Source organism: Luteibacter sp. 621 (assembly GCF_050435445.1).
Lineage (GTDB): Bacteria > Pseudomonadota > Gammaproteobacteria > Xanthomonadales > Rhodanobacteraceae > Luteibacter.
Genome location: NZ_JBNDKI010000004.1, coordinates 120,454 through 146,427, shown reverse-complemented (window position 1 = coordinate 146,427; position 25,974 = coordinate 120,454). Strand labels below are relative to the sequence as shown.

The window sequence follows — 25,974 nt, the reverse complement described above, 5'->3', positions numbered from 1 at the left end:
GTACAATCGCAAAATCTTTCGGGTGGGGGCGGGCATGGATGCGATAGGACCCGGGCGCGAAGCGCCCATGAGCGCGGAGCGTGTCGTTGCCAGGCCGCATGTACCCGCGTTGCTTTGGTATGGCGCCGGGGCGCTGGTGTTCGGCGTGCTTGTGTTCGCAATTGCCCGGACAATCGTGTGGGACGGGACGGTGATGGTGTTGGTACCCGTCGCCTTCATGCTTGCTTTCGCACTGCCGCTTTTCTTGGCAGTGCGTAACCTGACAGCCGTCGCCATCCTGGACGGCGACGAACTCGAGCTACGCCGCTTTTTCATGTCGGCATGGCGGGTGCGGCGCGAGCAGGTCGTGTTGGCAACGCCTACCAAGGGCCTTATCGAAGGACGCTTGACCCTGTTTTCCATGGATGCGCCAAACAGGGCGATTCCCGGCTTCCTTGTGCGGAGCCTGCGTGGCACCTGGGTCGAGCGCTTGCGCGATCAACCCTTAACCAATCCGTTCGCGAACATGTCACGCGATGAGTTCAAGGCGTACGTGAAGACGGCCCATCGATCAACGGTGGAGCGCGATGACGCGTTTGGCGCATCGCCCGAGGAGCGCTGGCAGAACTGGAGTCGGTGGAATCGGCAGGAGCGCACCCTGGTAGGTATCAGTGTCGCGTTGTGCCTGCTGTCGATGTTCATGCGCGGGCAACCCATCGTGTGGTTCCTGTCCGTGCTTAACCTGGTGGGAGCCATCACCCTTTCAGTAAGGACACGGTTCTTTGGCCTGACGGGCAAGGAGGCCGGTAAGGGAATCGGGTTCTTGCTCGTTAGCCTGTTGCCGGGTGTGTTCTTCTTTCGCGGCATGTTCGATTGGCAGATCCTCGATCCGGGCCTGTGGACCATGGCGCTCTACGTCGCTGGCATCATCGTGCTTCTTGCGGGGATGCCACCATGGCGTGGCCTCGGCTGGAAGGATCGCGTGCGATTTGTCGCGTTCTCAGCGCTGGTCTTCGGGCTGACGGCGTTTTGGGCCGACCGTATGCTTGCTTACGCGAACATGCGCTTCGATCGCGTCAGGCCATCGGTCGTGGAGGCGGCTACGATCATCGCGGTAACCGAAGAAGCGGCGTCCCGTTCGACGCCCGCGAGCCTCGTTATCGAGTTCGGAGGCACATCCACATTTACCTTTGGCCTCCGTAGCCGGTTTCCGCTCTACGCCCTGCCGCCTGGCCGCCTCGTTGTGGGTAACCAGTGCGCGCTTGTCGTACGTCCGAGCTGGCTGGGGTTGCGCTGGGTGGATGTTCCGGCCTGCCGTTCGCGCTGACGCGGAGCGGCTAGCCGAGGTTGCCCAGCCGTTTGCGCCGTGCCGCTCTTCGCAAGATCGGTCATGCGCACCGCCAGGCTGGCGGGTACGCTCTACCCATGACCGAAGAACGCTTCCGCCACTTGCTTGGTTACATCGACAACCACCTTGATGGGGATCTTTCGCTCGATACCCTTGCTGCACAAGCGGCCTATTCGCCGTATCACTTGCACCGGGGCTTCGCCGCGGTGACAGGCATGGGGGTGCACCGTTACGTGCAGTTGTCGCGCTTCAAACGTGCCGCGTGGCAAGCAGCTTTCCGGCCCGACGTATCCGTCATGGCCATGGCACTCGATGCTGGCTACGAGAGCGCTGAAGGCTTTTCCCGAGCATTCCGTCAGCGCCTTGGGCAATCGCCTTCGGCATTTCGCGAGCAACCCGACTGGGCGCGCTGGGCGCGTGCCTGGCAGGACCTGGATGAAGTAAGGAGGTTTCACATGCGCGTGGCACACTCGCAGACCGATGTACGGATCGTGGACTTCCCGGAAACCCCGGTGGCATGCCTTGCGCATGTCGGGCCGCCGGAGCGGATCGGCGAAACCATTCGCCGCTTTATCGCCTGGCGTCGTGCCAATACGCTGCCGCCGGCGAAAGCCGCCACATGGAACCTCGTTTACAACGATCCTGACGAAACACCCCCTGAAACGTACAGGATGGACATCTGCTGTACGTGTACCGACGTGGCCCCCAACGACGCGGGCGTGGTCGCCGCACGCATCGCTGGCGGCCGGTGCGCCGTGCTGCGTCACGCGGGTTCCGATGCGCAGCTGGTCGACAGTGTGCGGTTTCTCTACGGCCAGTGGCTGAGCGCAAGTGGAGAGACCCCGCGCGACGCGCCGTTGTTCTTCCAGCGCGTCGCTTTCTTCCCCGATGTGCCCGAGCACGCGGCGATCACTGATATCTACCTGCCGCTGGCCAGTGGCAGCAGCAGTTCGGTGAGCAGCTCCTCCACGGGTGTTTCGTCCGGATCATTGAGGTAGCGGTGCAGCATCGGTGCATCGGCGAGTTGCGCATCGAAATCGAGAAGCGCGCTGGCCATGAGCCGTGCTTCAGCCGAAGGTATGCCCGCGTAGTCGCCGCGATAGGTGAACGTGAGGTAGGGGCCGCCAGGAAGCACGACCCGTGTGAATTCTGCGGGCGGTTCCACCGGCCCCAGCGCGACGCACGCGTCGAAACGTGCATGGTCGACGCTCTCCACATCATCGAGTGCTATGCCGTAGATGCCCTCGAACCGCCCCATGAGGTCGGCCGCACCGGCCCAGGCGAACAGGCGCCCGTATGCCTCGGCCACGGCAACGTAGTCGTTTCCGTTGCGCCGCAGTGCCACCACATCCAGTGGCTCGCGAAGCACCACGCGTACCTCGGTATCGGGCAGGGGGCGATTCTCAACGGCAACGCCTGCGATGTAGGCACTTGGGCTAACCCCCGTTTGTCGGCGAAAGGCGCGGGCAAAGGCTTGCGGCGTGGCGAACCCGGTGTCCATCGCGGTGGTCGTGACGGTGGCGCCCGCAACTCGCAGGTGGTGCTGCGAGGCTTCGATCCTCAGGCGCGCGATGGTTTCGCCCACGGTTTCCCCGGTGAGCGCACGCCAGGCCCGGTGGAAGTGAAAGGGCGAGATACAGGCCGCGGCGGCGAGTTCATCAAGGCTGGGCGGTGAGTCCAGCCGGGTGCCAATCAGCAGGGCCGCGGCGGCCAGGCGTTCGTTCCAACGGTTTTCCGGCGAGGTAGTCATGGTGGGCTCCAGCGAGAGGGTGCGGCCAGCGTGCATCGAAGCCATCGCGGCCGCGGTCCCGGTCTTGCGCTTTTTGACGTGCAACGACCTCATCGTAGGCGCAGGAGTGGCTCAGTGGGCGTGGCTGGCGGCGGCCCGAACCGCCTCCGTGAGCTCCGCCATGCCACCCTGCGCGTTACCCGAACGGTTGGCGAACATCACCACGCCGAGGCCCTGGTCGGGGTACAACGCCACATAGGTGGACATGCCGAAGGTGCCGCCTGTATGGCTTAGGCGGCGCACGCCGTCCGGCGCCTTGTCGATCCGCCAGTTGTAGCCCACGGCAACCGTTCCGTGGTGGATGCGTCACGTGCCCTTGGTCATGCAATTACTTGCGAAACCGTCAGGATGCACGGATCTCGCCTCCCGTAAGAACGTCGCCGCCTTCACTGAACCTACACGCTCGGCGTCACAGGTCGCGCCGGACTGTAAACCAACGCGCCCGAGCGGAAAGGTTCGCGAAAGATCCATGGCCGCCTGCTCGATGGACAGGGGGAAGACGGCGCGACGGCCAGGGGCTCGCAATTTCCTGCGCACCAGCGCCTGCAGTGACAACGCCGCCACGCAATGTGTGCGGCATTCCTACGGGCAAACGAAGGAACACAACGCAATGAAGATCGATGCTTTTCGCGTCACACGGAAGACGGCATTGACGGTCGCGATCACCCTCGCGATGACATCCCTGGGGAGCCACGCGGAGGATGCGTGGGTTACGACGAATACCAAGGCGGCACTGCTGCCTGCTGCGACCTCACAAATCTCCACGGCCAGCACGGCTGCCACCGCTGCGACGACGGCGGTATCGGCGGGTTACAAGCTCAACATGACCGGCCAGCCGTCCATCGAAGGAACGGCGGTGACGGCGCTCGCCGCCGACCACCCGTTGCACGTCGTGATCGGCATGAAGTTGCGTAACCCGGACCAGTTGCAGGCTTTCCTGCGCAACGTGACCACCCCGGGCAACGCAGCGTATGGCAAGTTCCTTTCGCCAGACCAGTTCAAGGCCCAGTTCGGGCCGACTGAAGCGCAGGTGCAGGCCGTCGTCGCGCACTTGCAGCAGTCTGGCTTCACCAACATCCAGGTGGCGCCGAACAACCTGCTGATCGAGGCCGACGGTAACGCCAGCGCAGCAACCACCGGCTTCCACACGTCGATCAAGCGATTTGAATCCGGCGGTCGCGAGTTCTTCGCCAACGATGCGCCGGCCCTTGTTCCGGCAGCGCTGGGTGAATCCGTCAACGCCGTGCTGGGCCTGCAGAACGTCAGCGTGAAGCACACGCTGCACCACGTGTACCACCCCGAGCGCGTAACCGTACCAGGCCCCGCCTCGAGCACGCAGGCCGCCGCCGCCGTCGCGGCACATCATCCGCAGGACTTCGCTGCGATTTATGGCGGCAGCAGCGTGCCAGCCGCGACGAACACCGCCGTGGGCATCATTACCTGGGGTTCGATCACCCAGACCGTCACCGATCTCAACAGCTTTACCGCCAGCGCAGGGCTCGCCACGGTCAATAGCACCATTACCAAGGTCGGTAGCGGCACGTTTGCGAACGATCCGGATTCCAACGGTGAATGGTCGCTGGATAGCCAGGACATCGTCGGCATCGCGGGTGGCGTGAAGCAGCTGATCTTCTATACCTCGGCCAACGGCAACTCCAGCTCGTCGGGAATCACCGACGCAGGTATCACGGCTACGTACAACAAGGCCGTCACCGATAACATCGCCAAGCTGATCAACGTATCACTCGGCGAAGACGAAACGGCTGCCGAGGAATCGGGTACGCAGGCCGCGGATGATGCGATTTTCCAGCAGGCTGTCGCGCAGGGTCAGATCTTCTCCATCGCCTCGGGCGACGCTGGCGTGTACCAGTGGTCGACGGATCCGACCTCGGGTTCGCCGGGCTATGTGGCTAACTCCGCCGGCACGGTGAAGATCGACCTGACCCACTACTCGGTCAGCGAACCGGCCAGTTCGCCGTACGTCATCCAGGTGGGTGGTACCCAGCTCTCCACCAGCGGCACAACCTGGTCGGGTGAAACCGTGTGGAACGAGGGCCTTTCGGCCATCGCCCCCAGCCAGGGTGACAACAACCAGCGCCTGTGGGCCACGGGCGGTGGCACCAGCCTGTACGAAGCCGCGCCGTCGTGGCAGTCGTCGGTTTCCAGCAGCACCAAGCGCGTTGGCCCGGATCTTTCGTTTGATGCCGCGTCGTCGTCTGGTGCGTTGATCGTCGTCAATGGATCCACGGAGCAGGTGGGCGGCACGTCGCTCGCCTCGCCGTTGTTCGTTGGCGCGTTTGCCAGGATCGAATCAGCAGCGAACAACGCCATCGGCTTCCCGGCATCGAAGTTCTATGCCGCGTTCCCGACCCAGACGTCGCTGCTGCACGACGTCACCTCGGGCAACAACGGTTACCAGAGCCACGGCTACACGGCCGCCACCGGTTTCGATGAGGCCACGGGCTTTGGCAGCTTCGATATCGGCAAGCTCAACACCTACGCCCAGGCGAACTGGGTGAGCGGTGGTGGTGGCACCACCAATGTACCGCCGGTGGCCAATTTCAGCGTGGCCACCAGTGGGCTCACGGCGACGTTCACCGATAGCTCGACGGATAGCGACGGCAGCATTGCCTCGCATGCGTGGACGTTTGGCGATGGCGCCACGTCGACCGCTGCAAGCCCGAGCCATACGTACACGGCGGCGGGTACCTATAGCGTGAGCGAAACGGTGACCGATAACGCCGGCGCCACCAACACGAAGACGTCGTCGGTAACGGTGACCTCATCCGGCGGTGGCGGTGGCAACGTGCTGCAGAACGGCGTGGCGGTGACCGGCCTTTCGGCGGCGAAGAACGCCAAGCTCAACTACACGGTAGCGATCCCCTCGGGTGCCAAAAACCTGAAGATCGCGATCTCGGGTGGTTCGGGCGATGCGGATCTGTATGTGAAGTTCGGCTCGGCCCCGACGACGTCGAGCTATGACTGCCGCCCCTATGTAACGGGCAACACCGAGACCTGCTCGGTGACCTCGCCGCAGACCGGTACGTACTACGTGATGCTCAATGGTTATGCCGCGTTCTCGGGCGTGACGTTGAAGGCTACCTGGACCAACTAACCGTAAACGCGTAACGCTCAATCGCCCGCCCGGTCACCCGGGCGGGCGTTTTCGTGATGGCGTGAATAGTCCGGTCCCGGTCCGCAAAGGGGCTGTCCCGCTGACGGCAGGCGGCGCAAACTGGCTTCCACTGAAGCCACCGCTGGTACACCACCATGCCCTCCGATACCGCTCTCCTCGTCATCGATGTCCAGGAATCGTTCCGCCATCGCCCGTATTTCCGCGAGGACGATGTCGCGGCATTCATCGAGCGCCAGCAGGCATTGATCGATGGCGCGCAGTCGCGGGGTATTCCCGTGGTTCGGATCTTCCATGTGGAAGAGGAGGGCGTGTTCTCCGAGGCGTCGGGCTTCGTTACGACCCTGGCGCCCCTGCGCATCGCCCCGGCCGTTACCTTCCGCAAGCGCCGCCACAGTGCGCTGGTCGGGTCGGGGCTGGACGTATGGCTCACCGAGCATGGAATCCGGCGCATCATTATCTCGGGCATCCGCACCGAGCAGTGCTGCGAGACCACCACCCGCCACGCATCCGATTTAGGCTACACGGTGGACTACGTGGGCGAGGCGACGCTGACCTTCCCGATGACCGATGCCACTGGCCGCGAATGGAGTGCGGCGGAAATCCGCGCGCGTACCGAGCTGGTGCTTGCCGATCGGTTCGCCCGCATCGCTACCGTGGAAGAGGCGCTGGGTGCCGGGTTGGGCAAGGTCGCCTGATGAGCACCGTCTTGCCCGTGTACGTCGTGGTGCCGCCCCGGGTTCTCCTGCTGGACCTGGCGGGCCCCGTGGAGGTCCTGCGCAAGGCCAACCTCCTTCAGGCCGATGTACGCTTCGAGGTGACCTTCGTCGGACCTCGCCGCAAGGTGGGCAGCTCCATCGGCCTGGGTCTCGATGGCATAGGGGTATTCCCGTCACGGGTGCCCGGGGGCGCGATGGTGGTGGTCCCGGGGCATGCGGATATTCCGATGGGGGAGCCCAGGGCTACGCCGGCCGATGATGCCGCCGCGGAACTGTCCATCGTGGACTGGCTGGCGAAGGTCGTGCGCCCGGGTATTCGTGTGATGTCGATCTGTTCCGGCGCGATGTTGGTCGGTCGTGCCGGCCTGCTCGATGGCTTCGAATGCACGACGCATCATGCGGATACCGAAAAGCTCGCGCACGCCGTACCCGGCGCAAAGGTTCGCGAGAACAGGCTTTATGTCGAGGATGGCGAACGCCTGAGCAGTGCCGGGATTACCTCGGGTATCGACCTGATGTTGCATGTCGTCTCGGAACAGGTGGGCCCGGCTATTGCCGTGGCCGTCGCGCGCTACCTCGTCGTGTACCTGCGCCGCGCTGGTGGCGATCCGCAGCTTTCCCCTTGGCTGGAAGGACGCAACCATATGCATCCGGTCATCCACCGGGCGCAGGATGCGGTGGCGTCGGATCCGGCGCGGGCCTGGTCGGTGGACATGTTGGCGCAGGTCGCCGCGGCAAGTCCGCGCCATCTTTCCCGCCTGTTCAACGAGCACGCAGGCATGAGCGTCAGCGAATACGTGAGCCGCATGCGCCTGGCGCTGGCGCGCGAGCTGCTGGCTGAGTCCAGGCTCGACATGGAGGCCGTGGCCGAGCGTTCGGGTTTCGCTTCATCCCGGCAGTTGCGTCGGGCGTGGTCACGCAGCCACCCGCTCCCGCCCAGTCAGTTCCGCGGCGAAGCCGGGCGGCGTTAAGGAGCATCGTGTCGGGTTGGGTCGGACCGTCTCAATCGAGGAGATTTTGCGGGCGTATGCTGTGCGCTCGTCCACGTTGAAGGATCAACATGCTCACCACGCTCGCTGTCGCCAATTATCGCTCGCTGCGTTCGCTCGTCATGCCCATGGGCTCGGTCAACCTGGTGACCGGTGCGAACGGCAGTGGCAAATCCAGCCTGTACCGGGCGCTTCGCCTGTTGGCTGAAACGGCGCAGGGGGGTGTGGTCGGGGCACTTTCGCGCGAGGGTGGCCTGGGCTCGACCTTGTGGGCGGGGCCTGAGAAATTCTCGAAAGGCATGCTGGCAGGGAGTGAGCCCGTGCAGGGCACCATGCGCGAGAACGCCATCGCGTTGAAGTTAGGCTTCGCCGCCGATGAGTTTGGGTATGCCATCGATCTTGGCTACCCGGAGCCCTCCATGTCGATGTTCGACTTCGATCCCGCGATCAAGTCAGAGGTTATCTTCAGCGGCCCGTTCCTGCGCGACGCTGGCAAGCTGGTGATACGCAAGGGTCCTTCCGTGCGCTCGCGCGATGGGAAGGCGTGGCGTGTAGTGGCGCAGCACCTCGCGCCCTTCGAGTCCATGTTCACCCAGATCGCCGATCCTGAACGTGCCCCCGAAGTGCTCGCCCTGCGCGAAACGATCCGTGCGTGGCGCTTCTACGACCATTTCCGCTCCGACGCCGATGCGCCTGCGCGCGCACCGCAACTGGCCACGCGCACGCCCGTGTTGAGTCACGATGGCCGGGATCTCGCCGCGGCGTGGCAGACGATTCGGGAAATCGGTGATACGCGCGCGCTGGATGCTGCGGTTGACGATGCGTTCCCGGGTGCGCACGTGTCGGTGGTGTCTGAAGGCGCGCGGCTCAGTCTTCGCTTCCACCAACCAGGGCTACTGCGCCCGCTTTCGTCGGCAGAGCTTTCCGATGGCACGTTGCGTTACCTGCTGTGGATCGCGGCCCTGCATACGCCTCGGCCGCCACCGCTCATGGTGCTTAACGAGCCGGAGACCAGCCTGCACCCCGATCTGTTGCCCGCGTTGGGCCGCCTGATACTGAATGCGGCCACACGTAGCCAGGTGTGGGTGGTATCGCATGCCTCGCGGCTTATCGCGACCCTGGAAGGGTCGGATGCCTGTCAGCCCGTCCATCTTGAGAAAACGTTGAGCCAGACGAAAATCGAAGGGCAGGGCATGCTCGATGAGCCGCCGTGGCATTGGCTGGAAGAACGCTAAACATCGGCGCGTGGCGCGCTACCATGGCGCGTAGCCCGAGAAGGAGTGTTCGATGCGGATCCATGGCGCCTGCCACTGCGGCAACATCGCGTTTGACCTGGATTGGCCGGAGGGTGTTCCGGTTGCACAGCGGGCTTGTGGTTGTACGTTCTGCCAGAAGCACGGCGCGACGTGGACCGCGAATCCACAGGCGGCATTGCACGTCCACATCGTCGATGGCTCCCGCGTCTCCCGACACCGTTTCGGTACGCAGACCGCCGATTTCCAAGTGTGCGCCAGCTGTGGTGTGGTGCCCGTGTGCACGAGCGAAATTGACGGCCGCCTCTATGCCGTGGTCAATACGCGTACGTTCGACAACGGTGGCGCACTGTCGGATCCGGTGTCCGTGGATTTCGATGGCGAGGCTGAGGACGCACGACTGGCGCGCCGGACGAAGAACTGGATCGGCAACGTCGCTTTCGTGGGCATGTGATGACATCTCGCCCCCCCTCAAGGACGTGACCTATGAAGCGATTGACCGGACTGCTGCTTGTTATTGCCACGACATCCGCATCGGCCGCCTCCGGCCATTTTGAAGAACGCGCCGCGAAAGTGGAGGGTGTGGATTACCGGTACCAGGTGTTCGTACCGGCTGGGCTCGATGCGTCCACCCATCCGCCGATCGTTCTGTTCCTGCACGGCAGTGGCGAACGGGGCGACGACAATCAAAAGCAGCTGAGCCAGGGGCTGCCGCCCTGGTTGCTCGAGCACCCGGATTTCCCCGCGGTCGTCGTCATGCCCCAGGCGCGCAGTGGCGCGAGCTGGAACAACAACACCGTATCGGCAGCGGCCCTGGCCATCCTGCGGTTATCGGTCACCGAGTTTCACGCTGACCCGAAGCAGGTCTACCTCACCGGTCTATCTGATGGCGGTTACGGCGCGTGGAAACTGGCGGCCGAACACCCTGGCGAATTCGCGAGCGTGGTCATCGTGTGTGGCGGCGTTTCGTCGACCTGGGACGGCGCGCTGAGCAGCGGCATTTGGGGTGCCCCGGTCCAGGATGGGGCTGAGGCTGTTTTCACCTGGGTCGCGCGCAGGGTGCGAGGGACACCGATCCAGATATTCCACGGTGCTGACGATACGGCCGTCTCCCCGGAACAGTCCCGGGGCATGTACGCCGCGCTCAAATCCACCGGCTCGCCCGTGCGCTACACGGAATACCCGGGCGTGGGCCACGGCGCATGGCAGAAGGCCTATGCCACGCCAGGCTTGTGGGCTTTCTACCACCCCGGGCGTCGTTAGGCGCTCGGCTTGAACGTCAGGTCAGCGCGCTGGCGGCGGAAGTAGCCTCGTTGACGCGGTCACCTGCCGACGGATCGGAAACCATGGCCTCTACCCGGTCGCGGCCGGTGCGCTTGGCCTGATAGAGCGCGGCGTCCGCCGTGTCGATCAGGCGCTGGATGTGGGTGCCGGTGCCGGTGGCGACGCCCACGCTCGTGGTGAACATGATCGGTTCACCCGCGTAATGCGCGGGCGAGCGCTCGACCAGCGCCCGCAGCGACTCGGCCAGGGTCACGGCCACGTTCGCGCTGGTGCAGGGGGCAAGCAGCAGGAACTCCTCGCCGCCGTAGCGCGAAAGCAGGGCGCGAGCGGGGATGCCGCCCTCACGCAGGGTGCGGGTGAAGTGCTGGAGCACGGCATCGCCGCCGGCGTGGCCCCAGCGATCGTTGATCGCCTTGAAATGGTCCAGGTCGAACAACAGCACCGCGTGGGTGTGCTCGCGGTTGGCCTGGAGCACGGGCGCGGCGGCCTTGAGCAGGGCGGTACGGTTAAGCAGGCCGGTAAGCCCATCCACGTTGGCGGCCACCCGCAGGTCGTGGACCAGCCGCTGGGAGAGCATCAGGGTGAAGCCGGTGCTCAACAGGAACGTACAGAGGATCCCGAACAGGTAGTTGGAGGTCGTCAGGAGCGACGCCAGTTCGGGGGATTCCATCTCAGGGTGGAGCGAGACGAGCCCGCGAGCGACGTAGAACAGGGCATCGATCACGAAGACCAGGGCGGTAAACAGGCTGCCGGCCTTGAGCTCGCGCGGTGCCCGCAGCAGGAAGAACACCATCCAGCCATCCCAGAAGATGCTTTTCAGGCCGAATACGGCGCTTTCCAGTGGCTGGCTGGGCGGCCACACCATGAAACCGACCTGGATCAACAGAAACAGGACAATGACCAGGGCCGGCCCGCGCCATCGCAAGGGGTGCCCAAGGTGCATGGCTATGCCGATCAGCATGGCCGCATTTGCCAGCGCAATCAGTACGCTACCGATAATGGCTGAAAGAAAACTACCGTTCTCGTCGTATCCCTGGGCCAGGCCGGCAAAGGTGAGCAGCCAGAAAGCCGCGGCCCACACGTGCAGCGCCGCCATGCCGCGGAGCACAAGGCTCATCAGCGAGAAACTCAGCGCAATGGCAATGCCCACGGCCAGGCCGATAATGCCTAGCGTGTGGACGTCCAGCCCGGTTACCCCATCCATCCGTCCGAATTCCCCCGATCGGCCATGGCTCATTCTAGGGCCAATAACGCGCGGGGTGGCGCGGCGTTACATCCGTTTCACGGGTGGGGGTGAACTTGCGCGAAGCCGTCGATTTGCGCTAGAATTGCTGAATCTTAAGCGCCGTTAACCATCGATCGTGTGTCGCTGGCCGCCGTCGCTTCAGGACCTTTCTTTTTACAAGAAAGCCTCCTCGTGAGGCTTTTTTGTTGGGCGCAGGGAGCGCGTCCCGCGACACTCGTGAGCGCCATCAAGGCTTCTCGCAGGCGCTGTGGAGGAAAGTGTCGGGATACATCGGCGACGAAAGGAATGGGCCGTTCGGGGCCTTTTTTTGTTTCTGGCGACCAGAAAACCGTAGGTAACGTGGACACCAACGCACTAACACAACGCTTTTCGGAGATTGTTGCCGACCTCGGCCTCGAGGTCCTGGGCATCGAATTTTCCCCTGCCGGTGGCGGGCAGAGCACCTTGCGCGTCTATCTGGATGTACCGGAAGAGCTGCGCGAAGGCCGCGAATCGCCGGAAGTCACCGTGGACGATTGCGAATCGGCCAGCCGCGAGTTCTCGGCCTGGCTGGATGTTGAAGATCCGATCCCCGGCAACTATGTACTTGAGGTCTCCTCGCCCGGCATCGACCGGCCGATTTTCAGCGCCGCGCAGTTCGCGCGCCTGATCGGCCAGGAAGTGAAGGTGCTGCTGAAGGCCCCGATCGAGGGCCGCCGCCGGCTCAAGGGCAACGTCGTTGAAGTAAACGGCGAGCACATTGTCCTGGAAGGCGAGGCCGGCAAGTTCGAATTCGAGCACGCGGACGTTGAAAGCGCCCGCGTGGTGCCTGATTGGGTGGCCCTCGGCTATGCACCACAGCCGAAGCCGGCTCCGGGCGCAAAGAAGAAATCCAAATAAACGACGACGGGATGCCGCGGGGCATCCTCATGGGAGTAGCGGCAATGAGCAAAGAACTTTTGCTGGTAGTCGACGCGGTCGCCAACGAAAAGGGCGTGCCGCGCGAAGTCATTTTTGAAGCCATGGAAGCGGCGCTCGCCTCGGCCGCCAAGAAGCGCTACCCCGAAGAGGACCCGGATATCCGCGTCGAGATCGACCGCGACACGGGTGATTACGAGACGTTCCGTCGCTGGGAAATCATCGCTGACGATGGCGAGATGGAAGATCCGTCTTACCAGATCCGCATGATGGATGCCGAGGATGAAGCGGGCGAGGATGAAACGCCCGAAGTGGGTGGCTGGGTCGAGCACCAGATCGAGAACGCCGAGTTCGGCCGTATCGCCGCGCAGGCTGCCAAGCAGGTCATCGTGCAGCGCGTCCGCGAGGCCGAGCGCCAGCAGGTGGTCGATGCCTTCGTCGATCGGGTGGGCGAACTCGTCACCGGCATCGTCAAGCGCGTCGAGCGCGGCAATGTCTACCTCGACCTGGGCAGCAACGCCGAGGCCTTCATCCCGCGCGACAAGACGATTCCGCGCGAATCGCACCGCGTGGGCGATCGCGTCCGTGGCTACCTGTACGAAGTGAAGTCGGAAATCCGCGGTCCGCAGCTGTTCGTTTCGCGCAGCGCACCGGAATTCATGATGGAGCTGTTCAAGCTCGAGGTGCCCGAAGTCGGCCAGGGCCTGGTCGAGATCAAGGGCTGCGCCCGCGATCCGGGCGACCGCGCCAAGATCGCCGTGGTGGCCCACGATACGCGCACCGATCCCATCGGCGCGTGCATCGGCATGCGCGGTTCGCGCGTCCAGGCCGTTTCGAATGAGCTCAATGGCGAGCGCGTCGATATCATCCTGTGGCACGACAACCAGGCGCAGTACGTCATCAACGCCATGGCGCCGGCCGAAGTGCAGTCCATCATCATGGATGAGGAAAAGCACTCCATGGATATCGCGGTCGCCGAGGACAAGCTGTCCCAGGCTATCGGCCGCGGTGGCCAGAACGTGCGCCTTGCCAGCAAGCTCACCGGCTGGCAGCTCAATGTCATGACCCAGGACCAGGTCACTGCCAAGAGCGAGGCCGAGCAGGCCGCCGCCCTGGCGCTGTTCCAGGACAAGCTCGAGGTCGACGAAGAAATCGCCGGCATCCTGGTCGCGGAAGGCTTCTCCTCCATCGAGGAAATCGCCTACGTGCCCAGCGCCGAACTGCTCGCCGTCGAAGGCTTTGACGAAGACATCGTCGAAGAGCTCCGCGCCCGCGCCCGCGATGCGCTGCTTACCGAAGCGCTGGCCGTCGAAGAAAACGTTGAAGGGCCGGACCAGGACCTGCTCGACCTGGAAGGCATGGATGAGGCCACCGCCTATGCGCTCGTCGAGCGCAACGTGCGGACGCTGGATGACCTGGGCGACCTGGCCGTCGACGAGCTCATCGATATTGAAGGTATGACCGAGGATCGCGCCAAGCAGCTGATCATGGCTGCGCGCGCTCCGATGATCGCCCGACTGGAGAAGGGCGGCTAAGCGCGGCACCGGAAGCGCCCCGGAGGGGCGCCCCGAGGGAAGCCACGAGGCTTCCCGCCAGGGACGGAGGCAGCCTGAGATCGCATCAATGGCACGGGTAACGCGCGGGAACGGCGGAGAATAATGAACGATGTCGGACGTCACGATTAAACAACTCGCCCAGGTACTGGGTATGCCGGTCGACAAGCTGCTTTCGCAGCTTGGCGAGGCCGGAATGAATTTCTCCAACGCGGAGCAGGTCATCAGCAGCACTGAAAAGGTGAAGCTGCTCGGCTTCCTGCGCCGTACGCACGGCAAGAACGAACCCGCTCCCGAAGCGGACGACAGCGCGCCGCGCCAGATCACCCTGAAGCGCCGAACCGTCGGTGAGCTGAAGGTCAGCGGCGGCTCCGGCCGCGGGGCTGGCCCGGCGAAGACGGTGAACGTGGAAGTGCGCGCCAAGCGCACCTACGTGAAGCGCAGCGCCATCGCCGATGAGGCACCGGTGGATAACGAGCGCGACGAGGCGGCTCAAAAGCTGGCCGAATCGCAGGCCCAGCGTGAGCACGAAGAAGCCCAGCGCCGCGAGGAAGCTGAGCTGCGCGCCCAGGCTGAAGCCGAGCGCCGTGAAGCGGAAGCCGAAGCGCGTCGCCAGGAAGAGGCCGCCATCGAGGCGCGCCGCCAGGCGGAAGCCGCGGCTGCCGCCGAGCGTGCGCGCGCCGAGGAAGCGTCGCGTGTCGCCGCCGCGTCGGCTGTTGAACCGCCGGTCGCTGCCGCCGAGGCAACGGCCGCCGCTCCGGCGCCCACGGACGCCACGCCGGCTGCCGCGGGCGACGACCAGCCCGGCCACCAGACGGCCAAGCTCGATACGCGCTCGCTCGGCATGATCCTGCCGCGCATCCACGAGCCGCGTAAGCGTGAGCGCATTGTTTCCAAGCCGACGCCGCCGCCGGCACCGGCCCCCGCGCCGGCTCCTGCGCCAGTTGCGGCCCGTCCGGCTGCGCCTGCTGCCCGCCCGGCCTCACCGGCAGGCGCGGGCGCTCGCCCGGCGCCTGGCGCTGTCGCCGCAGCCAACGATACGCGCGGTAACGCGCGTCCGAAGCACGGTGGTGGCGGTGCAGGTGCGGGCAGCGGTCGCGGTGGCGATCGCGAAGCGGGTGGCAAGCGTTTCGCCGCCGGCGAAATGCACCTGTCCGATGCCGACCGCGCCCGCCGTTCCAGCGGTAAGGGTGGTCGTGGCAAGCCGGGCAAGGGTGGCCGTTCCGAGCCGCAGCGTGGCTCCGCGGCATCCAGCGGTCCGCACGGCTTCACCCGCCCGACGGCGGCTGTCGTTCGCGACGTGGTGGTGGGTGATAACAACATCATCGCCGACCTCGCGCAGAAGATGGCCGTGAAGGGCGCCGAAGTCGTGAAGGCGCTGTTCAAGATGGGCGTCATGGCGACCATCAACCAGACCATCGATTTCGATACCGCATCGCTGGTCATCGAAGAACTCGGCCACAATCCGGTTCGTGTTACCGATAACGACGCCGAAGCGGCGCTTGCCTCGCACACCAGCGCGGCGGAGCTCGAGGGCGACAAGGTCACGCGTCCGCCGGTTGTCACCATCATGGGCCACGTCGACCACGGCAAGACCTCGCTGCTGGATTACATCCGCCGCACCAAGGTCGCTTCGGGCGAGGCCGGTGGCATCACCCAGCACATTGGCGCGTACCACGTCGAAACCAGCCGTGGCGTCATCACGTTCCTCGATACCCCGGGCCATGCGGCGTTCACCGCCATGCGTGCCCGCGGTGCGCAGTCCACGGATATCGTGGTGCTGGTCGTGGCCGGCGATGACGGCGTCATGCCGCAGACGGTGGAAGCCGTTAAGCACGCGCGTGCCGCCAAGGTGCCGCTGATCGTCGCGCTGACCAAGATGGACAAGTCCGACACCAACGTGGACCACGTCAAGCAAGGCCTCGGCAACCTCGAGGTCATCCCGGAAGAGTGGGGTGGCGATACGCCGTTCGTGCCGGTGTCCGCGAAGACGGGCATGGGTATCGATGACCTGCTCGATGCGATCTCGATCCAGGCCGAAGTCATGGAACTCAAGGCTGTGGCCGATGGCCTTGCCTCGGGTGTCGTGATCGAATCCAGCCTGGACCGCGGCCGCGGCCCGGTGGCTACCGTGCTGGTCCAGCAGGGCACGTTGAAGAAGGGCGATTTCGTGGTCTGCGGCGTCGAATACGGCCGCATGCGCGCGCTGATCGACGAAACCGGCAAGCAGGTCAACGAAGCCGGCCCGTCCATCCCCGTGCAGGTGCTGGGCCTTTCCGGCGTGCCGGAATCGGGTGACGACTTCGTCTGCGTCGCGGATGAGCGCCTGGCTCGCCAGGTGGCCGCCGAGCGTCAGCAGAAGCGTCGCGAAACCCGCCTGGTGACCAAGTCGAACCGTCTGGAAGACATCATGGCTCAGATGAGCCAGGGTGAAGGCCAGCAGACCCTGAACATCCTGGTGAAGGCCGATGTGCAGGGTTCGGTCGAAGCACTGCGCGATTCGCTGACCCAGATCGGCAACGAGCGGGTCAAGGTGAACGTCATCGCTTCCGGCGTGGGCGGCATCACCGAGTCCGAAGCCCAGTTGGCCGCTGCCTCCAAGGCGCTGGTCATCGGCTTCAACGTCCGTGCCGATGCCTCGGCGCGCAAGGTGATCGATACCGCGGGCCTCGATGTCCGTTACTTCTCGATCATTTACGACGTGATCGACCAGGTGAAGCAGGCGGCGTCCGGCCTCCTCGGCATGGAAGTGCGCGAAGAGATCATCGGCGTGGCCCAGGTCCGCGATGTGTTCCGTTCGTCGAAGTTCGGCGCGGTGGCCGGTTGCATGGTCATCGAAGGCATCGTCAAGCGTTCCAAGCCGATCCGCGTCCTGCGCGACAACGTCGTGGTGTTCCAGGGCGAACTGGAATCGCTGCGCCGCTTCAAGGAGCTGGTGGACGAAGTCCGCAACGGCACCGAGTGCGGTATCGCGGTGAAGCAGTACAACGACGTGAAGGTCGGCGACCAGATCGAGTGCTTCGAGCGCATCGAAGTCGCCCGCACGCTGTAACAGGAAGGTCCTGCCTCCCCGGTTCGCCGGGGAGGCTTTTCTCGTTTATAGGAGGCGGATATGCCGTCCCGTGATTTCAAACGTACCGACCGCGTCTCCGCCGAGCTGCGCCGCGAAATCGGCCTGCTGGTGCATGCCGCCGTGCGTGAACATGCCCTGCCGTCAGTCAGCGTTTCCGATGTGGAGACCACCAAGGATCTCGATGTGGCCACGGTGTGGGTCACCGCGCTGATGCCGGAAAAGTCGGCCGAGGCGGTAAAGGCCCTCAAAGAGCTGGCGAAGGAATTCCGCCGCGAGCTTTCCAAGACCATGCGCCTGCGCCGCGTACCCGAGCTGCGCTTCAAGTACGACGAGTCGGTCGACCGCGCCGAGCGTATCGAAACGCTGCTGCGCGAAAACCCGGTTCCGCCGGCTGAAGAGCCAAACGAATAAACCGCATGCCCTGTAGGAGCGCGCTTGCGCGCGATGGGTGGTGCAGCAAGGGTCAACCTCTGCCGCGTCATCGATCGCGTGCAAGCACGCTCCTGCGCCTACTTATTCATCTATGAATCGTCGTTCCTTCCGTGACATCCACGGCATCCTCCTGCTCGACAAGCCGCTGGGCCTGAGCTCCAACCAGGCGCTACAGACGGCGCGGCGCCTCGTGGGCGCCGCCAAGGGTGGCCACACAGGTAGCCTCGACCCGCTGGCCACCGGCTTGCTGCCGCTTTGCTTTGGTGAAGCCACCAAGATCGCGGGCTGGCTGCTTGGTTCGCGCAAGGCGTACGAGGCCGAGGTGAAGCTGGGCGCCACGACCACCACGGCCGATCTCGAGGGTGAGATCGTCGACACGCTGCCGGTGCCGGCGTTGGACGATGCCCTGGTCGAATCCGCGCTGGCGCCCTTGCGTGGCCGGATCACCCAGGTGCCCCCGGCGTACTCCGCGATCAAGCAGGATGGCGTACCGCTTTATGTCCGTGCCCGCCGCGGCGAGGTCGTCGACGTGCCATCGCGCGAGGTCGACGTCTACCGGCTGGAGGTGATCGAGCGGGCAGGGGATACGCTTCGCCTGCATGTCGAATGCGGCTCGGGCACCTATGTCCGCAGCCTGGCCGTGGACCTGGGCGCCAACCTTGGCTGCGGCGCCCACCTCACCGGGTTGCGCCGGCTTTGGGTGGAGCCGTTCATGGCGCCGGCCATGGTCACGCTGGATGAGCTGAGGGAAGCGGCCGAAACGGGCCCCGACCCGCTCGAGGCTTGCCTGCTGCCTGTCGATGCCGGGCTCGCTCATATTCCCCGGGTGGAACTCGATCCCGAGCAGACCCGCGTGCTCGGCTTTGGTCAGCCGGTGCCGCTGGGCGCCGCGGCAGTTCCCGGCCGTTGCGGCGTTTGGGGGGCTGATGGCCGCCTCATGGCACTGGGAGACATCGCCGAAGACGGCATCCTGAAGGTTCTCAGGGGCTTCAACCTGCCGCCGCCCTGACCGGGCTTGTTGCCGCTACGCGCAGGACGTTACAATTACGTGCTCGTTTAATAGCTTTCATCAAAGCGAGGCTTGCGCAACTTCATCGGTGGCCGTTGAGGTTGCGCAAGTCTCGCATCCGCTTTTTTAAGGAATCGATACACATGTCGCTCACCGTCGAACAGACCAGCCAGATCATCAAGGACTACGGTCGCAAGGATAACGACACCGGCTCGACCGAAGTTCAGGTCGCGCTGCTGTCCGCGAACATCACCGCGCTGCAGGATCACTTCCAGGCGCACAAGCAGGACCACCACTCGCGTCGCGGTCTGCTGAAGATGGTCAACAAGCGCAAGACGCTGCTGGCCTACCTCAAGAAGAGCGACCTCGCTCGCTACCAGACCCTTATCGAACGCCTCGGCCTGCGCCGCTAAATCACCGGAACAGGACGAGGAGACAACGAAGTGGCGAAAGTAACCAAGTCATTCCAGTACGGTAGTCACGAAGTCACGCTGGAGACGGGCGAAATCGCCCGCCAGGCGTCCGGTGCGGTCATGGTCAGCATGGGCGGCACTGTCGTCCTGGTGACCGTTGTCGCTGCCCCGAAGGCCCGCGAAGGCCAGGACTTCTTCCCCCTCACGGTCGACTACATGGAGAAGTTCTACTCCGCGGGTCGCATTCCGGGTGGCTTCTTCAAGCGCGAAGGCCGTCCGACCGAGAAGGAGACGCTGACTTCGCGCCTCATCGATCGCCCGCTTCGTCCGCTGTTCCCGGAAGAGTTCCGCAACGAGATCCAGGTCATTGCCCAGGTCGTCTCGCTGAACCCGGAAGTCGACGGTGATATCCCGGCGCTGATCGGTGCCTCGGCTGCCATGTCGCTCGCCGGCGTGCCCTTCAAGGGCCCGATCGGTGCGGCGCGCGTCGGCTACGCCAACGGCCAGTACATCCTCAACCCGACCGCTTCGCAGCTGAAGACCTCGGACCTCGACCTCGTCGTGGCCGGTACCTCCAGCGCCGTGATGATGGTCGAGTCGGAAGCCAAGCTGCTCAGCGAAGACGTGATGCTCGGTTCGGTCGTGTTCGGCCACCAGCAGATGCAGGTCGCGATCGACACGATCAACGCGTTCGTTGCCGAAGCCGGCGCGAAGGCGTTCAAGTGGGAAGCCCCGGCTGCCAAGACGGCGCTGTATGACGCGGTCAAGGCCGCCGTCGGCAACCGTTTCGCCGAAGCTTTCCAGATCCGCGACAAGCTGGCTCGCCGTGACGTCATCAGCGCGCTGAAGAGCGACGTGAAGACGGCCATCGCTGCCGATGCCGAAGCCAACGGCTGGACCGATGGCGACATCGGCGCCGCGTTTGGCGAAGTCGAGTACCGCACCCTGCGCGACGGCGTGCTCAGCACGAAGGTCCGCATCGACGGCCGTCAGCTCGATGACGTCCGCCCGATCACCGTCCGCGTCGGCGTCCTGCCGCGCACGCACGGCTCGGCGCTGTTCACCCGCGGTGAAACCCAGGCGCTGGTCGTTGCCACGCTCGGCACCACCCGTGACTCGCAGATCATCGATGCGCCGGAAGGCGAGTGGAAGGACACGTTCCTGTTCCACTACAACTTCCCTCCGTTCTCGGTGGGCGAAACCGGTCGCGTGGGCAGCCCGAAGCGTCGCGAAGTCGGCCACGGCCGCCTCGCCAAGCGTGGTGTGCAGGCCGTCAAGCCGACCATCGAAGAGTTCCCGTACGTCGTTCGCGTCGTGTCGGAAATCACCGAGTCGAACGGTTCCTCGTCCATGGCTTCGGTCTGCGGCTCCTCGCTGGCCATGATGGACGCTGGCGTGCCGCTCAAGGCGCCGGTGGCGGGTATCGCCATGGGCCTGGTGAAGGAAGGCAACGACTTCGTCGTGCTCTCCGACATCCTGGGTGACGAAGACCACCTCGGCGACATGGACTTCAAGGTGGCCGGTACCGCCGATGGCGTCTCCGCGCTGCAGATGGACATCAAGGTCGACGGCATCACCGAAGAGATCATGCGTACGGCACTGGCCCAGGCCAAGCGTGGCCGCCTGCACATCCTCGGCGAAATGGCCAAGTGCATCACGGAAGCTCGCTCGGAAATGAGCGAGTTCGCCCCGCGCCTGCTCACGATCAAGATCCACCCGGACAAGATCCGCGAAGTCATCGGCAAGGGCGGCGCCACCATCCGCTCGATCACCGAAGAGACCGGTACCACCATCGACATCACGGACGACGGTAACGTCGTGATCGCCTCGGTCAACCGTGAAGCCGCCGAAGCTGCGCGCAAGCGCATCGAACAGATCGTTTCGGACGTTGAGCCGGGCCGTATCTACGAAGGCAAGGTCGCTAAGCTGATGGACTTCGGCGCATTCGTCACCATCATGCCGGGCAAGGACGGCCTCGTGCACGTCTCGCAGATCTCCAGCGAGCGCGTCGAGAAGGTCTCCGACAAGCTGAAGGAAGGCGACATCGTCAAGGTGAAGGTCCTGGAAGTCGACAAGCAGGGCCGTATCCGCCTTTCGATGAAGGCCGTGACCGAAGAAGAAAACGCCGCGGGCTGATTCATCGCACGCAGTGACTAAAAAACCGGTCCCGCAAGGGGCCGGTTTTTTTATGGGCGTATATGCCGCCCGTCACCTAGCGATGTAAACGTTTCACTGGCAGTCTCGGATCCGATGCCCGTCCCCACGGGCGCGTTTTTTGGAGATGTCATGAGCGTTCCCCTTCGCCTGCGCCCACTGGTGCTTGCCGGTTCTGTTGCCCTTGCGTTCTCAGCCGCTGCCGGTTCGGCGGACGTGGTCGCGCCGACCTTGCCCGCCGTCCAGCCGTCGAACCCGGAGCTGGTGTCGCCCGCGATCGAGAAGCGCGTCAACGAGCTGCTGGCACGCATGACCCTGGCAGAAAAGATCGGCCAGCTCGTGCAATACGGTGCCAGTGGCGGCGCGGACACGAAGGCAGGCGACACTGCCATCGCACTGAATCCGGAAACCCAGGCACATGTCGATGCGCTCGCGCTGGCGCGCAAGGGTGAGCTCGGCTCCATGCTCAATGTAACTGGCGCCGCACGAACGAAAGTATTCCAGGAAGCTGCGCTGAAGAGCCGTCTTGGCATTCCGCTCCTGTTCGGCGCTGACATCATCCACGGCTATCGCACGATCTACCCCGTGCCGCTGGGCCTTTCCGCCACGTGGGATCCGCAGCTCGTGCAGGATCTGTCGCACATGTCCGCGCAGGAGGCTACGACAGCAGGCGTGAAGTGGTTCTACTCACCCATGGTCGATATCTCGCGCGATGCACGCTGGGGTCGCTCAACCGAGGGTGCGGGCGAGGATCCCTATCTGGGCGCGGCGATCGCGCGGGCTTACATCCGCGGCTACCAGGGCAAGGATCTCGCGGCAGCGGATAGCGTGGCCGCTTCCGTGAAGCATTTTGCTGCCTATGGCGCGGCGGAAGCCGGGCGCGAATACAACACCACCGATATGTCCGATGTGCGCCTGCGCCAGGTGTACCTGCCGCCGTACAAGGCGGCGGTGGAACAGGGTGCCGCGACCATGATGAGTTCGTTCAACGCGCTCAACGGCGTGCCCGCCACGGCGAACTCATACCTCATGACGGATATCCTGCGGAAGGAATGGGGCTTCGATGGCTTCGTCGTGAGCGACTTCACGGCGGTCATGGAGCTGACCCACCATGGCATCGCGCTGGATGCCGCCACCGCGACGCAGAAGGCACTGTTGGCTGGCGTGGAAGTGGACATGATGAGCCACTACTACGACACCCAGGTCCCGGCGTTGCTGAAAGAAGGCAAGCTTTCGATCGCCACCGTGGATGAGGCGGTGCGTCGCGTTCTTCGGGTGAAGTTCGCGCTGGGCCTCTTCGAACGCCCGTACTCCGCGAGCTCCGAGGTGACGGCGGCCGTGGATGCGCACCGGCCGCTCGTGCGTCGCGCAGCCGAAGAATCCTTTGTCCTGTTGAAGAATGGCGGCCAGGCCGAGCCGGCTGTGCTGCCGCTCTCGCCTGGCGTAAAGAAACTCGCGTTGATCGGCCCGCTGGCTGACGATGCCAGCGAGATGCAAGGTGCCTGGGGTGGCGCGCAGCACGTGCCGGATGTGGTGACGCTGCGTCGTGGGCTGGCTGCGCGGATGAAGGCGCAGGGTGGCGAACTGCTTTACGCGCACGGCACGGATGTGGAAACCGAGTCGGAATCCGGCTTTGATGAAGCGCTGAAGGCTGCGGCGCAGGCCGACGTCGTGGTGATGGCGCTCGGCGAATCGTCGCGCATGAGTGGCGAAGCAGGTTCGCGCGCACACCTGGACCTGCCCGGTAACCAGCAGGCGTTGCTCGAACGCGTCGTTGCAACCGGCAAGCCGGTGGTGCTGCTCGTCTTCTCCGGGCGCCCGCTCGTCCTCGACTGGGCGGATAAGCACGTCCCTGCGATCATGGCCGTATGGTTCCCGGGTACCGAAGCCGGCAATGCCGTGGCCAACGTTCTGTTCGGCGATGTGGCACCCAGCGGCAAGCTCACCATGAGCTTCCCCCGCGCCGTCGGCCAGGAGCCGCTGTACTACAACCAGTTTCCGACGGGGCGTCCGCCGGGCGATGCGGACCTTACGAAGCCGCCCGGCCACGATACGGCATTCATCTCGCGCTACATCGATGTCGCCAACGATGCGCTGTATCCGTTCGGCCATGGCCTTTCGTACACGGCTTTCGGCTACAGCGATGTCCAGGTCTCCCGGGCGAAAATACCTGTGGCGGAAGCAAACCATGCCGGCGCCACCCGCCTCGTTTCCGTTACCGCGACGGTAAAGAACACCGGCCAGCGGGCCGGCACGGAAGTGGTGCAGCTTTACGTGCGCAATCTCGGTGCCAGCGTCGAGCAGCCCGTGCGTAGCCTGCAGGGCTTTCAGCGCGTCGCATTGCAGCCGGGCGAGTCAAAGCGCGTGACGTTCCAGCTTGGCTTCCCGGAGCTCTCGTTCTGGAATGCCCACAGCCAGCAGGTGGTCGAGCCGACGCAATACACCGTGTGGGTGGGTGGTAGTTCCACCGCGGACCAGCAGGCTTCGTTCACGATCACGCCCTGACGGCAGGGCGCGGCCGGTTGCCCGGTGCCGTACCATAGGCCCATGGCAGATAAACCGACCGACTTCATCGACCAGTACCAGGCCTTCGTCCGCCAGGGCGTCGAGGCCTGGGCCAGGCAGTTCGACCCGAAGGCCGAGCACGCCGAGGCGCCCTCGGCCGATATCGTGGGCCGCCTGTTCGCCGGCCTGGGTGGCTTTGGCGACTGGATGCGGGCATTCACCTCGGGCGAGCCTCCAGCGTCGCCCTTCATGCACGGCACGCCGCCGTTCGGGCAGCAGGCGCCAGGCGTGGGCATGCCGCCTTACGGGGCGCCCGGTGCAGGCGCAGCGGCTGGCGCTGGCATGCCACCCTTTGGCTATCCGGGCGGGGGCCCCGGCATGCCGCCGTTCGGCTACGGGCCGCCACCAGGCGCCCAGCCGGGCACGGATGGCTTCGATGAATGGGCGCGCGTCGCGCGTGAGGCCTTGTCGATGCCGGGCCTCGGCCTCAATCGTGAACAGCAGGAAGAGCAGCAGGCCCTGTTGCGCGCGTGGATCGATTACGCCCAGCAGTACGCCCGCTACCAGTCGCTATTGCAGCGGGTGCAGGATCGCGCTGGCGAAACCCTGCGCGCCCAGGGCATGCCGGCCGATGCCGATAGCCTGCGTGCCGTGTACGACCGCTGGGTAAACTTCTCCGAAGAGAGCTACGCCGAAGCGGCCATGTCGGACGAGTTTCGCGAGGTGTACGCCGCGCTGGTCAACGCGCAGATGCAGCTCAAGGTGCTCCAGCAGCGGCAGGTTGAGCGCATCGCCATCCAAGCCGGCCTGCCGACCCGTCGCGAGGTCGATAGCCTCGGTGAACGCCTGCAGGCCGTGCGCCGCGAACTGCGCCATATGCAGGGCCTGAAAGCCGAAGTGGAAGCGCTGCGCGCCGAAGTCACCGCCCTGCGTGCAACATCGAAACCCGGCGCCAAAAAGACTACCGCAAAGAAGGCTACCGCCAAAAAGGCCACGCCCAAGGCCCGTACCCGATGAGCGCCACCCCTTTCCACATCGACCCCGAGCGCGCCCGCGAGGAAGTCGAAGCGTTCCGCCGCAAGGTGGAAGCCGGCATGGAAACGCTGAAAAATGTCGGCCCCATCGAGCTGGGTACCACGCCGCGCGAGGCGGTATACACCGAAGACAAGCTCACCCTGTGGCACTTCAAGGGCACCAGGAAACCGACGGCAAAAGTCCCGCTGCTGATCTGCTATGCGCTGGTCAACACCCCGTGGATGGTCGACCTGCAGGAAGACCGCTCCATGGTGCGCAACCTGCTTGAGCAGGGCGAGGATCTGTACCTCATCGACTGGGGCTATCCCGATGGCGCCGATCGCTGGCTCACCCTCGAGGATTACATCGACGGTTACCTTGATCGCTGCGTCGATGTGATCCGCCAGCGCCACCAGCTCGATGCCATCAACCTGCTGGGCATCTGCCAGGGCGGCGTGTTTTCGCTGTGCTACGCCGCGTTGCACGGCGACAAGGTCAAGAACCTGGTCACCATGGTCACGCCGGTGGATTTCCACACGCCCGACAACATGCTCTCGCATTGGGCGCGTAACGTGGATATCGATCTGTTCGTCGATACGATCGGCAACATTCCGGCCGACCTGATGAACTTCGCCTACCTCACGCTGAAGCCGTTGCGGCTCAATCAGCAGAAGTACGTGGCGATGGTGGATATCCTCGATAACCCCAGGGAAGTGGAAAACTTCCTGCGCATGGAAAAGTGGATCTTCGATTCACCCGACCAGGCCGGCGAAACGTTCCGCCAGTTCGCCCGCGATTTCTTCCAGCAGAACCTGCTGATCAAGGGCCAGGCCACGATCGGTGATCGGACGATCGATCTGGGTACGATTACCCAGCCTGTGCTGAATATCTACGCCGAGCAGGATCACCTCGTACCACCCGCAGCTTCCATTCCGTTGAAAGATGCCGTGGGCAGCAAGGACTACACCGCGCTCCCGTTCCCGGGTGGCCACATCGGCATTTACGTATCAGGTCGTGCGCAGAAGCTCGTGCCCCCGGCCATCCACGAGTGGCTCGCCAAGCGCTAGCCCTTGCAGGAGCGCGCTTGCGCGCGATGGCGCTTGCGACAGGGCCTGAACCGGGGCAAGGCCCATCGCGCGCAAGCGCGCTCCTACAGCGGCTGGTTGACCTTCGCCGTGCGATAA

General features: G+C 64.5%; 21 protein-coding genes. 18 read left to right on the top strand and 3 right to left on the bottom strand.

What is annotated here, in order from left to right:
* The first annotated feature begins 67 nt into the window (after nt 1-67).
* Both ABIE56_RS06780 and ABIE56_RS06775 read left to right on the top strand, forming a co-directional pair.
* Complete coding sequence (locus ABIE56_RS06780; RefSeq protein ID WP_429243071.1) at nt 68-1,306, top strand: hypothetical protein; 1,239 nt, start codon at nt 68-70, stop codon at nt 1,304-1,306.
* Between the two features lie 98 nt (nt 1,307-1,404).
* Complete coding sequence (locus ABIE56_RS06775) at nt 1,405-2,325, top strand: AraC family transcriptional regulator (RefSeq protein WP_429243070.1); 921 nt, start codon at nt 1,405-1,407, stop codon at nt 2,323-2,325.
* Here ABIE56_RS06775 and ABIE56_RS06770 read toward each other — a convergent pair.
* Both ABIE56_RS06770 and ABIE56_RS06765 read right to left on the bottom strand, forming a co-directional pair.
* Nucleotides 2,247-3,122, bottom strand: a complete 876-nt coding sequence (locus tag ABIE56_RS06770) for an AraC family transcriptional regulator (RefSeq protein WP_429243069.1) — start codon at nt 3,120-3,122, stop codon at nt 2,247-2,249. The genes ABIE56_RS06775 and ABIE56_RS06770 overlap by 79 nt on opposite strands.
* A gap of 66 nt (nt 3,123-3,188) precedes the next feature.
* Nucleotides 3,189-3,398: a serine hydrolase gene (locus tag ABIE56_RS06765; protein WP_429243068.1), complete on the bottom strand. Its 210-nt coding sequence runs from the start codon at nt 3,396-3,398 to the stop codon at nt 3,189-3,191.
* A 328-nt stretch (nt 3,399-3,726) separates the two neighbouring features.
* Between ABIE56_RS06765 and ABIE56_RS06760 the strand changes: the two genes are divergently transcribed.
* The 6 genes from ABIE56_RS06760 (at nt 3,727) to ABIE56_RS06735 (ending at nt 10,473) form a co-directional block, all read left to right on the top strand.
* A complete protein-coding gene (locus tag ABIE56_RS06760; protein ID WP_429243067.1) occupies nt 3,727-6,231 on the top strand; it encodes a protease pro-enzyme activation domain-containing protein in 2,505 nt (834 codons plus the stop codon).
* Nucleotides 6,232-6,386: 155 nt separating this feature from the next.
* Nucleotides 6,387-6,947, top strand: coding sequence for an isochorismatase family protein (locus ABIE56_RS06755; RefSeq protein WP_429243066.1), 561 nt, complete (start codon nt 6,387-6,389; stop codon nt 6,945-6,947).
* Nucleotides 6,947-7,939 carry a GlxA family transcriptional regulator gene (locus ABIE56_RS06750; protein ID WP_429243065.1) on the top strand — a complete coding sequence of 331 codons (993 nt, stop codon included), beginning with the start codon at nt 6,947-6,949 and terminating at the stop codon, nt 7,937-7,939. Before ABIE56_RS06755 ends, ABIE56_RS06750 begins: the two co-directional genes overlap by 1 nt.
* 89 nt (nt 7,940-8,028) lie before the next feature.
* The gene (locus ABIE56_RS06745; protein WP_429243064.1) at nt 8,029-9,192 is read left to right on the top strand and encodes an AAA family ATPase; all 1,164 of its coding nucleotides are present in this window, start codon (nt 8,029-8,031) and stop codon (nt 9,190-9,192) included.
* A 52-nt stretch (nt 9,193-9,244) separates the two neighbouring features.
* The gene (locus tag ABIE56_RS06740; RefSeq protein WP_429243063.1) at nt 9,245-9,664 is read left to right on the top strand and encodes a GFA family protein; all 420 of its coding nucleotides are present in this window, start codon (nt 9,245-9,247) and stop codon (nt 9,662-9,664) included.
* Between the two features lie 32 nt (nt 9,665-9,696).
* Nucleotides 9,697-10,473 carry a prolyl oligopeptidase family serine peptidase gene (locus tag ABIE56_RS06735; protein WP_429243062.1) on the top strand — a complete coding sequence of 259 codons (777 nt, stop codon included), beginning with the start codon at nt 9,697-9,699 and terminating at the stop codon, nt 10,471-10,473.
* Nucleotides 10,474-10,489: 16 nt separating this feature from the next.
* Here ABIE56_RS06735 and ABIE56_RS06730 read toward each other — a convergent pair whose 3' ends face one another.
* Nucleotides 10,490-11,698, bottom strand: coding sequence for a GGDEF domain-containing protein (locus ABIE56_RS06730; protein WP_429243061.1), 1,209 nt, complete (start codon nt 11,696-11,698; stop codon nt 10,490-10,492).
* Nucleotides 11,699-12,079: 381 nt separating this feature from the next.
* Here ABIE56_RS06730 and rimP point away from each other — a divergent pair, with 381 nt between their 5' ends.
* The 10 genes from rimP (at nt 12,080) to ABIE56_RS06680 (ending at nt 25,857) form a co-directional block, all read left to right on the top strand.
* Nucleotides 12,080-12,619: a ribosome maturation factor RimP gene (gene rimP / locus ABIE56_RS06725; protein ID WP_429243187.1), complete on the top strand. Its 540-nt coding sequence runs from the start codon at nt 12,080-12,082 to the stop codon at nt 12,617-12,619.
* Between the two features lie 44 nt (nt 12,620-12,663).
* Entirely contained in the window at nt 12,664-14,172 is a 1,509-nt protein-coding gene (gene nusA / locus ABIE56_RS06720) for a transcription termination factor NusA (protein WP_429243060.1), read from the top strand.
* 130 nt (nt 14,173-14,302) lie between these two features.
* Nucleotides 14,303-17,242 carry a translation initiation factor IF-2 gene (gene infB / locus ABIE56_RS06715; protein ID WP_429243059.1) on the top strand — a complete coding sequence of 980 codons (2,940 nt, stop codon included), beginning with the start codon at nt 14,303-14,305 and terminating at the stop codon, nt 17,240-17,242.
* Nucleotides 17,243-17,302: 60 nt separating this feature from the next.
* Complete coding sequence (rbfA, locus tag ABIE56_RS06710) at nt 17,303-17,674, top strand: 30S ribosome-binding factor RbfA (RefSeq protein WP_429243058.1); 372 nt, start codon at nt 17,303-17,305, stop codon at nt 17,672-17,674.
* Between the two features lie 112 nt (nt 17,675-17,786).
* On the top strand, nt 17,787-18,704 hold the full coding sequence (gene truB, locus ABIE56_RS06705; RefSeq protein WP_429243057.1) for a tRNA pseudouridine(55) synthase TruB: 918 nt from the start codon (nt 17,787-17,789) through the stop codon (nt 18,702-18,704).
* A gap of 143 nt (nt 18,705-18,847) precedes the next feature.
* Nucleotides 18,848-19,117, top strand: a complete 270-nt coding sequence (rpsO, locus tag ABIE56_RS06700) for a 30S ribosomal protein S15 (protein WP_139983545.1) — start codon at nt 18,848-18,850, stop codon at nt 19,115-19,117.
* 30 nt (nt 19,118-19,147) lie between these two features.
* Complete coding sequence (pnp, locus tag ABIE56_RS06695) at nt 19,148-21,253, top strand: polyribonucleotide nucleotidyltransferase (protein WP_429243056.1); 2,106 nt, start codon at nt 19,148-19,150, stop codon at nt 21,251-21,253.
* 150 nt (nt 21,254-21,403) lie between these two features.
* Nucleotides 21,404-23,776 carry a glycoside hydrolase family 3 N-terminal domain-containing protein gene (locus ABIE56_RS06690; RefSeq protein WP_429243055.1) on the top strand — a complete coding sequence of 791 codons (2,373 nt, stop codon included), beginning with the start codon at nt 21,404-21,406 and terminating at the stop codon, nt 23,774-23,776.
* A 42-nt stretch (nt 23,777-23,818) separates the two neighbouring features.
* Nucleotides 23,819-24,793: a poly(R)-hydroxyalkanoic acid synthase subunit PhaE gene (locus ABIE56_RS06685; RefSeq protein WP_429243054.1), complete on the top strand. Its 975-nt coding sequence runs from the start codon at nt 23,819-23,821 to the stop codon at nt 24,791-24,793.
* A complete protein-coding gene (locus ABIE56_RS06680) occupies nt 24,790-25,857 on the top strand; it encodes a class III poly(R)-hydroxyalkanoic acid synthase subunit PhaC (protein WP_429243053.1) in 1,068 nt (355 codons plus the stop codon). The genes ABIE56_RS06685 and ABIE56_RS06680 overlap by 4 nt, the downstream gene beginning before the upstream one ends.
* The last annotated feature ends 117 nt before the right edge of the window (nt 25,858-25,974 follow it).

Bases quoted from the DNA above. Each gene is read 5' to 3' on its own strand.
- ABIE56_RS06680 (WP_429243053.1), top strand. From the start codon at position 24,790: ATGAGCGCCACCCCTTTCCACATCGACCCCGAGCGCGCCCGCGAGGAA.
- ABIE56_RS06760 (WP_429243067.1), top strand. From the start codon at position 3,727: ATGAAGATCGATGCTTTTCGCGTCACACGGAAGACGGCATTGACGGTC.
- ABIE56_RS06755 (WP_429243066.1), top strand. From the start codon at position 6,387: ATGCCCTCCGATACCGCTCTCCTCGTCATCGATGTCCAGGAATCGTTC.
- ABIE56_RS06745 (WP_429243064.1), top strand. From the start codon at position 8,029: ATGCTCACCACGCTCGCTGTCGCCAATTATCGCTCGCTGCGTTCGCTC.
- ABIE56_RS06730 (WP_429243061.1), bottom strand. From the start codon at position 11,698: ATGGATGGGGTAACCGGGCTGGACGTCCACACGCTAGGCATTATCGGC.
- ABIE56_RS06750 (WP_429243065.1), top strand. From the start codon at position 6,947: ATGAGCACCGTCTTGCCCGTGTACGTCGTGGTGCCGCCCCGGGTTCTC.
- nusA (WP_429243060.1), top strand. From the start codon at position 12,664: ATGAGCAAAGAACTTTTGCTGGTAGTCGACGCGGTCGCCAACGAAAAG.
- infB (WP_429243059.1), top strand. From the start codon at position 14,303: ATGTCGGACGTCACGATTAAACAACTCGCCCAGGTACTGGGTATGCCG.
- ABIE56_RS06775 (WP_429243070.1), top strand. From the start codon at position 1,405: ATGACCGAAGAACGCTTCCGCCACTTGCTTGGTTACATCGACAACCAC.
- ABIE56_RS06690 (WP_429243055.1), top strand. From the start codon at position 21,404: ATGAGCGTTCCCCTTCGCCTGCGCCCACTGGTGCTTGCCGGTTCTGTT.
- ABIE56_RS06770 (WP_429243069.1), bottom strand. From the start codon at position 3,122: ATGGCTTCGATGCACGCTGGCCGCACCCTCTCGCTGGAGCCCACCATG.
- truB (WP_429243057.1), top strand. From the start codon at position 17,787: ATGAATCGTCGTTCCTTCCGTGACATCCACGGCATCCTCCTGCTCGAC.
- ABIE56_RS06780 (WP_429243071.1), top strand. From the start codon at position 68: ATGAGCGCGGAGCGTGTCGTTGCCAGGCCGCATGTACCCGCGTTGCTT.
- rbfA (WP_429243058.1), top strand. From the start codon at position 17,303: ATGCCGTCCCGTGATTTCAAACGTACCGACCGCGTCTCCGCCGAGCTG.
- ABIE56_RS06740 (WP_429243063.1), top strand. From the start codon at position 9,245: ATGCGGATCCATGGCGCCTGCCACTGCGGCAACATCGCGTTTGACCTG.
- ABIE56_RS06735 (WP_429243062.1), top strand. From the start codon at position 9,697: ATGAAGCGATTGACCGGACTGCTGCTTGTTATTGCCACGACATCCGCA.
- rpsO (WP_139983545.1), top strand. From the start codon at position 18,848: ATGTCGCTCACCGTCGAACAGACCAGCCAGATCATCAAGGACTACGGT.
- ABIE56_RS06685 (WP_429243054.1), top strand. From the start codon at position 23,819: ATGGCAGATAAACCGACCGACTTCATCGACCAGTACCAGGCCTTCGTC.